This is a genomic window from Pilosibacter fragilis (assembly GCF_032490495.1).
GTDB lineage: Bacteria > Bacillota > Clostridia > Lachnospirales > Lachnospiraceae > Pilosibacter > Pilosibacter fragilis.
On record NZ_JAVYJB010000039.1, the window covers coordinates 1 to 6,830 of the forward strand.

Annotated in this window: 10 protein-coding genes and 1 pseudogene; all 11 read left to right on the forward strand. The window is 37.3% G+C overall.

Annotation, left to right across the window (positions count from 1 at the left end; translation table 11 throughout):
* The first annotated feature begins 173 nt into the window (after nucleotides 1-173).
* The 11 genes and pseudogenes from ABCW45_RS17390 (at nucleotide 174) to ABCW45_RS17440 (ending at nucleotide 6,714) form a co-directional block, all read left to right on the forward strand.
* Nucleotides 174-311: a hypothetical protein gene (locus ABCW45_RS17390; RefSeq protein ID WP_343221266.1), complete on the forward strand. Its 138-nt coding sequence runs from the start codon at nucleotides 174-176 to the stop codon at nucleotides 309-311.
* Between the two features lie 83 nt (nucleotides 312-394).
* Nucleotides 395-994, forward strand: coding sequence for a type IV toxin-antitoxin system AbiEi family antitoxin domain-containing protein (locus ABCW45_RS17395; RefSeq protein WP_117485870.1), 600 nt, complete (start codon nucleotides 395-397; stop codon nucleotides 992-994).
* Entirely contained in the window at nucleotides 991-1,833 is an 843-nt protein-coding gene (locus tag ABCW45_RS17400; RefSeq protein ID WP_117485872.1) for a nucleotidyl transferase AbiEii/AbiGii toxin family protein, read from the forward strand. Before ABCW45_RS17395 ends, ABCW45_RS17400 begins: the two co-directional genes overlap by 4 nt.
* Before the next feature lie 57 nt (nucleotides 1,834-1,890).
* Entirely contained in the window at nucleotides 1,891-2,757 is an 867-nt protein-coding gene (locus ABCW45_RS17405) for a hypothetical protein (protein WP_343221267.1), read from the forward strand.
* A gap of 74 nt (nucleotides 2,758-2,831) precedes the next feature.
* On the forward strand, nucleotides 2,832-3,644 hold the full coding sequence (locus tag ABCW45_RS17410) for a hypothetical protein (RefSeq protein ID WP_117485876.1): 813 nt from the start codon (nucleotides 2,832-2,834) through the stop codon (nucleotides 3,642-3,644).
* Nucleotides 3,645-3,839: 195 nt separating this feature from the next.
* Nucleotides 3,840-4,409, forward strand: a complete 570-nt coding sequence (locus ABCW45_RS17415; RefSeq protein WP_343221269.1) for a sigma-70 RNA polymerase sigma factor region 4 domain-containing protein — start codon at nucleotides 3,840-3,842, stop codon at nucleotides 4,407-4,409.
* 1 nt (nucleotide 4,410) lies between these two features.
* Nucleotides 4,411-4,632, forward strand: a complete 222-nt coding sequence (locus ABCW45_RS17420) for a DUF6462 family protein (RefSeq protein ID WP_117485878.1) — start codon at nucleotides 4,411-4,413, stop codon at nucleotides 4,630-4,632.
* Nucleotides 4,633-4,811: 179 nt separating this feature from the next.
* On the forward strand, nucleotides 4,812-4,991 hold the full coding sequence (locus ABCW45_RS17425) for an integrase DNA-binding domain-containing protein (RefSeq protein WP_117485880.1): 180 nt from the start codon (nucleotides 4,812-4,814) through the stop codon (nucleotides 4,989-4,991).
* A 132-nt stretch (nucleotides 4,992-5,123) separates the two neighbouring features.
* Nucleotides 5,124-5,552, forward strand: a complete 429-nt coding sequence (gene tnpA / locus ABCW45_RS17430) for an IS200/IS605 family transposase (RefSeq protein ID WP_117472136.1) — start codon at nucleotides 5,124-5,126, stop codon at nucleotides 5,550-5,552.
* Nucleotides 5,553-5,670: 118 nt separating this feature from the next.
* Nucleotides 5,671-5,844: pseudogene (locus tag ABCW45_RS17435) on the forward strand (tyrosine-type recombinase/integrase); the annotation flags it as partial.
* Between the two features lie 135 nt (nucleotides 5,845-5,979).
* On the forward strand, nucleotides 5,980-6,714 hold the full coding sequence (locus tag ABCW45_RS17440) for a tyrosine-type recombinase/integrase (RefSeq protein ID WP_343221270.1): 735 nt from the start codon (nucleotides 5,980-5,982) through the stop codon (nucleotides 6,712-6,714).
* Nucleotides 6,715-6,830: the final 116 nt, after the last annotated feature.

Genomic DNA, 6,830 nt, shown 5'->3' on the forward strand with positions numbered 1-6,830 from the left:
CGATGCTTACATCCATTATAAGAGTGGTTCCCTAATGACCGGAAGAGCGGTTTCCATCAATCCGGAACAATGGTTTCCTCAATCCGGACAAGTGGTGTAAAAGTACCCGTAATATTCAGGTAAGCATTCTCAGAGATATTGCAAAGGTACTGAATACTACAGCTGGATATTTGATGGATGGAGATGAGATGGGATTTGATGCCGATGTTATGCAGCTTGCTATGATGCTGCAGGAGATGAAGAATGAGAATGTTAGAAAAGTGGCGATTGAGCAGGTGAAGGTGCTGGCGAAGTTAAATAAAGATGCATAGGTTAAAAAAATTAAAAAGAGTTTACTTTCTCGCTTTTAAATCATATAATTAAAGCGTAGAAGTAAAGTATAGAGGTGAAAAGAATGACAAAAAAGGAAAAAATTGAAAATTTTATTGAAAAATATAATGGTTATCTTATTACCTCTTTGGTGTGTAGTGAAGATATTTCTAAGACCTATGTTGCAAAATATATTAAGGAACACGGTATGGAGAAAGTCTCAAGAGGTGTATATATAGCGGATGATGTGTGGCCGGATGAGTTGTTCATTTTGCAACAAAGAAATGGGGCGATTATTTATTCCGGAGAAACAGCACTATATTTGCACGGTTTGACAGATAGGGAGTATTCATCTGTGTGTGTTACTGTGCCACAGGGATATAATGCGAGCCATCTTAAGGATAATGATTTTGATGTTTCGGTGAAATATGCTGCAACGGATTTATACAAAATAGGAATTTGTGAGATTGCATCCAGCAGTGGAAATTTGGTTAAGGTTTACGATAAGGAGCGTTGCATTTGCGATTTGATAATGAATCGTAATAAGTATGAAGTACAAGTATTTCAAACGGCTATCAAGGAATATATGTCATCGAAGGACAAAAAGCTATCGCAGCTGATTGTATATGCAGATATGATGGGAATTCGAGATGAAGTGATGAAGTACGTGGAGGTGTTAGTGTGATTAGTTCATCAAGACAATTAAAAGATAAGGTGAGAAATATTTCGGATGGGAACAGTAATAAAGCGACTACGCTAATTCGAAATTTTATGATGGAAAGATTTCTGGAAAGAGTATCTATATCGTCATATCGAGATAATTTTATTCTTAAGGGTGGAATGTTGGTAGCGTCAATTGTTGGTGTGGATATGCGAGCTACGATGGATATTGATACAACAGTAAAAGCATTACCGTTAAATGAGGCTGATGTACAGAGGATAATTGAAGAAATTTGTAATATCCCGCTGGATGATAATGTTAGCTTTCAAATTAAAAGTACTAGAACTATTATGGAAGAGTTTGATTACCCGGGCATTCGTGTAATGCTGGAAGCTACGTTGGACAGAATGCGTCAACCAATTAAAATCGATATTTCTACAGATGATGTAATTACACCAAAGGCGGTAGAATACGACTATAAATTAATGTTTGAAGATAGAACAATTTCTGTTCTTACATATAACAAGGAAACGCTGCTGGCAGAGAAGATGCAGACAATCATAAATAGAGGTATTGCTAATACCAGATTGAGAGATTTTTATGATGTTTACAGTATTATGAACTTCTATGGAGAGCAGATAGAGAAGCAGGTTCTATATGATGCATTTTCTGCTACCTGCGAAAAGCGGAAAACTATTTTTAGTAAGGATGATATTAAAGATACATTACATTTGGTATCTGATGATTTACATATGGCAGAGCTTTGGGGGCAGTTTCAGAAAAGTAATTTTTATGTAGGGGACCTAGAGTGGAAAAGTGTGATTGATTATGTAGAGAATACGATGAAGAAGTATTTGATGTAATGTATTTTTTATATGAGTAGAACAAATAGATGCAAATATGAAATTATAGGTGAGATTATGACGAGTGATGAAAAAGAAGTAGACGAGAAACTTTATCGTGTTGTGCGAAAAAAAGGAAGTCATGTGAATACAAAAGTAAATCCAGATGGAACAAAATCTGCTTTACAGTTTACTGATGAGAATAATGACTTAAATGGACCACTTGATATCATTGAAGTTGATATGAGTGAATATATAAGAGCAGAAGAATTACAATCTGATTCTGTGGATGGAATGAGACCTAGAACATGGAAACAGATTGTTGTTGAAGATATCGTTGTTCCAATAGCAAGAGAAGCGATTGAACAATTTCTGAATATTGGTTTTCAACATTTAGAAATTTGGATGGAAAAAAAAGCTGTTCCGGCGACTAGACAAAAAGCAAAGACGGTTGGAAAGGATATATCTATTTTCTTTTCAGCAGTGAAATCGGTCATCAAAGGAGAGCAACCCAAGGCATTACAAATTGTTGAAGCAGAGCGGCATTATGAAAAGAAAAATGCAAACAATTCTGCTTTAGTGGAGGGGAGTGATGATTCGACACAAGAAGAGAAAAACGTAATGGATAAAATAGAAATTACACAACCTGAATATGAACAGATAGTTGCATTGACGAAGAGAAGTGCAATAACTCTGGTAGGATGCATAAATCTTCTCAAAAATTCTGCCATATCGGATATGGATAAAAATCAGAGGATTGAGTTTGAAAATCGAATGAAAGAATTGACAACAGCGGATATGATGACAGAAATAAATCTCCTGTTAGAAGATAAAAATAAAGGAATATTGAATCCGACTTCTTTGGCAATATTGTCTGCATTTCGAGATGGGGAATTCATTGTCGATGGAAAAAGAGTGCATATTGGTAAGTATTTAGGGAAATAATGTGATTTTTACTTGAATAACATTTGGAAAGTAGTAATGATTTTGTTTTATTATATATAAAGATGAGGTAAATAATGAAATATATAGATGCGACAACACAAAACTCCTTGAAACAGGGAGTAATGGAATTATTAGATCTTTCGGCTGGCGAGATGATACAGATGTTTATGTCAATTTATGAAGATACGGAAAAGGAACCGTGGGAATGGGTTAGAGATTTTCTCTCTGAACTTGGTGTAAATGAGACTCTCGAATATATTCAAATGTTCCATCTTTCTCGAAGATTGGATGGAACTGACATAAAAGCAAACAATAATCTGGAACAACTTTTAGTAGAAGACTCTCCGTTATCTGATTTCTTTAAAAAGCATAAAGTGACTTTTAAACCACACGAAGGTCATATTAATTTGTATTATAAGGGAGAATTGCAGCCTCTGGAGGATGAGTTTAGATATGGCGGCGGAAATATTTATTATCTTAGATCCAGATTGGGATATAACAAGAGTCAAGATTACTGTGTAAATGGTTTTGCGTTTCGGTCATATTTAGAGAAGAATCAGTATTTTTCTTTATTGTCGTACTGTCCCGAATTGGTAGGAAATATTGAAAGTCTTCTTGATATACATGGGATGAGTACTGATTACTATAATAACAGTAAATATTATTGTATTGAGTACTTGATTCCTATGACGGATGTGATATTTGACATGGGATATCCACCAGAAACTGTTAATGAAAAGACCGTAGAATTTTTGCATCAGGCAATATTAAGATTATACGATGAATGGAGGGGAAGCAACTTTGAGTGTGATGAAAATCTTATACTAAGGCTTTCGGACGATGCCTGCGTCAAGCCAGAGTGGTTTGTTAAGGCAGAAGAATTATAATAATTGAGATAAGTCGGTAAACTCTTCGGAGATTGCCGACTTTTTCAATGCGTGAAAGTCTATTCCCACGATACCGCAAGTCTATTCTTTGGGGAACGACTTTGTCCATAGAAAGCCGTAGAATAATACCTGTAAGAAATAAGCAACCGGTTAGCTTTTCCTTGCATCGATAAATCATTAAGCATGGAGGAAACGATGGCAACGAAAGCAAATATAATTAAAGTATATGCGCAGGCGGATTCAGCCAAGAAGGTAGATATTATTATCAGATATTATCCGAATTTCATGGGAATAGTTGAAAGCTACACTGACGGTCTCAGATATATGATTGAAAACGAAAAAGCTTTTAACAGACAAGCTAATCGTGGAGAACTGGGAGTCAGAGTTCAGGCTAAAGGAAATCATAGTGATATTACCGGCAACAGTGCAGTTGCCAGTGTGATGACCAGAGAGGCACTTGTAGCTTGTGATTTTTCAGGAGATGTATTGGAGGGCATTGATAGGCAGGAGGAATTTAAACAAGAAGCATTTACTCTTCGGACTATGAGACTGGATTATGAGTTGTTCAATCAGCAACTTGGAATTCTCGGGGAAGAAGAAAGTGAAGTGTTCCAACAGTTTATCAGAGGCGAGAAAGACCTGCAGGCTATAGCCGAGGATAAGGGAATCGTGTACGAATCCGCACAACAAAGGATTCACAGAGCAAAGAGAAAGATTAAGGTCCAGATGGTTGGATTTTTGGATGGAAATATAGGAGGAATGTAAGATGCCAAGAGCAAGAGTAGAAGTACCACAGTTAGAGAACATGGTTCAGACCGGAAAGAAGAAATTTGTTAGATATGCAGAAGGGGCAGCTCTTTATTCGTTAGGGCTTCATACTTTTCAGGAAGTAGCCAAGGAAGCCAATGCGGTTTACAAGGTTAAGAGATGTGTTTTAGTTAATACAGAGAAGGTGGATGAGTATTTGGAGAACTTCTGCGAAATGTAGAAAATCCAAAGAAATCCTATCGTATCCATTGATGATACTATTTTTCGTAACGGACAAAATTGGATTGCAAATGTGGAATAGACGGCACTATAATGGTCTTGAGTCAAAGTTATCCATAGACTTTTATTCAAAGATAATGAGAACCGGCTATTCCTCTTTTAATATAGGAGGAATGGAAAATGGCTGCTATTAAAGGAAGAAAAGACAGCAAGGGATATGTTCTAAGAACCGGTGAGTCACAGAGAAACGATGGCAGATATTGTTACGCATATTCTGACAGAAACAGAGTGCGCCACTATATCTATGCCAAGACTCTTCCGGAGCTTCGTGCGAGAGAAAAGGAACTTCAAATTAAATGAAAAGTCTAATCCCCCAGCTATGCTGGGGAGAATGGAATAAGTGGAGACGGTGAGGACAACAAAATAAAGCCTCCTGTGATATGATGAGAATGGTGTCGCAAGCCAAACTCAAAATCAAAGGAGGCGGTCCAAATGGACAATAGAAGTTTATCACATACCCGATGGAAATGCCAGTATCACATAGTATTTATACCGAAATACAGAAAAAGAATTCTGTATGGAAGATTAAGAGAAGATGTGAAGGAAATCATAAGTACATTATGCAAGTACCGAAAAGTGGATATTATAGCGGGTGCAGTATGTAAGGATCATGTACATTTAAGCGTAGCAATTCCGCCGAAAGAAAGTATTTCAGATTTTATGGGATATTTAAAAGGGAAAAGCACGCTAATGATTTACGACAGACATCCAGAGTTGCAAAGCAAATGGGACAAAGCTTTTTGGGCGAGAGGATACTATGTAGAGACAATCGGCAATATAACAGAGGAAGCCGTACAGAAATATATAAGAGAGCAAGCAGAAGACTCAAGAAGAGAGGATTCCAGTAGTACCGCTTTATAGCGGAGCCAGTAACAGTGCTTGCGATACCGCCCTTCGGGGCGAGCAGTAGTAATAGCCCTTTGGAGGGCTAATATTAAACCACCACTTGAAGTGGTGGTTGATAACTTATGATCAGGGATTGGATGCGTATGCTGCCAAGAAGCTTACACTAAATGATTGCTTCGACAGATACATTAGTCAGAAGTACAATCTGAAAGAAACCACCAAGGCAAATTACATGTATATGTATAATCGGTTTGTAAGACCTACCTTTGGAAAAAGAAAGATTGCAGAAATTCGTTATTCGGATGTCAAAGAGTTTTATTTTTCTGTTCTAAAGGATGGGATAAAAGCAAACACATTGGAGAATATCCATACAGTAGTTCATCCGGCATTACAGTTGGCCGTTAGAGATGGGCTAATTGTAAATAATCCATCAGATTCTGCAATGACAGAAATCAAGAGAAGCAAGCTTTGGGATGCACCGAAGAGAAGAGCTCTTACGATTCCACAGCAGAAAGCTTTTATGAATTATCTGGAATCGGACAGGGAATATGAGGGATGGTTGCCTATCATTACAGTGCTACTTGGAACCGGTATGAGAATCGGAGAGTGTATCGCTATTCGATGGGAGGATTTAGATTTTGAGAATCGGATGATTAGTGTAAACCACAATCTGTCAGATCGTCCGGATTCAAAAGGAGTATGTGCGAAGCATATTCAAACTCCCAAGACGGAAGCAGGCACAAGAACAATTCCAATGATTCAGGAAGTGTTTGAGGCATTCCTGACAGAGTATGAGATCCAGAAGTGTCTTGGATTTTGTGAAGAAGAAATTGACGGATATTCCGGTTTTGTCTTTACGACAGCTTATCACACTGTTTATAGCGCGGCTGCTGTAAACAATGCAATTCACAGAGCAACAAAGGCGTATAATGATAAGGAAGAAAAGGAAGCCAAGAAGGACGGCAGAGAACCATTGCTTCTCCCGGATTTTTCAGCCCATCATCTGCGTCACACCTTTTGTACCAGACTCTGTGAGAACGAAACAAACTTGAAGGTCATCATGGATATTATGGGACATGCGGATATTTCCACTACAATGGATATCTATGCCGAATGTACCAAGGAGAAGAAAAAAGAAGTGATGACAAATATTGAAGGATGTATTATACTAAAATAACCTATTGTGCTATTTCAAATAAAACGTTTAAAAACTTGTAAAAACCGCAAAGAATCCCTGTTTTTTTGATAAACAAATTTTTTAGAATATCAGTTCTTTGATTTTTCCAAGTTCGC

Excerpts from the sequence above, each read along its gene's own strand:
- ABCW45_RS17415 (WP_343221269.1), top strand. The coding sequence starts at position 3,840 with ATGGCAACGAAAGCAAATATAATTAAAGTATATGCGCAGGCGGATTCA.
- ABCW45_RS17440 (WP_343221270.1), top strand. The coding sequence starts at position 5,980 with ATGACAGAAATCAAGAGAAGCAAGCTTTGGGATGCACCGAAGAGAAGA.
- ABCW45_RS17425 (WP_117485880.1), top strand. The coding sequence starts at position 4,812 with ATGGCTGCTATTAAAGGAAGAAAAGACAGCAAGGGATATGTTCTAAGA.
- ABCW45_RS17395 (WP_117485870.1), top strand. The coding sequence starts at position 395 with ATGACAAAAAAGGAAAAAATTGAAAATTTTATTGAAAAATATAATGGT.
- tnpA (WP_117472136.1), top strand. The coding sequence starts at position 5,124 with ATGGACAATAGAAGTTTATCACATACCCGATGGAAATGCCAGTATCAC.
- ABCW45_RS17420 (WP_117485878.1), top strand. The coding sequence starts at position 4,411 with ATGCCAAGAGCAAGAGTAGAAGTACCACAGTTAGAGAACATGGTTCAG.
- ABCW45_RS17405 (WP_343221267.1), top strand. The coding sequence starts at position 1,891 with ATGACGAGTGATGAAAAAGAAGTAGACGAGAAACTTTATCGTGTTGTG.
- ABCW45_RS17410 (WP_117485876.1), top strand. The coding sequence starts at position 2,832 with ATGAAATATATAGATGCGACAACACAAAACTCCTTGAAACAGGGAGTA.
- ABCW45_RS17390 (WP_343221266.1), top strand. The coding sequence starts at position 174 with ATGGATGGAGATGAGATGGGATTTGATGCCGATGTTATGCAGCTTGCT.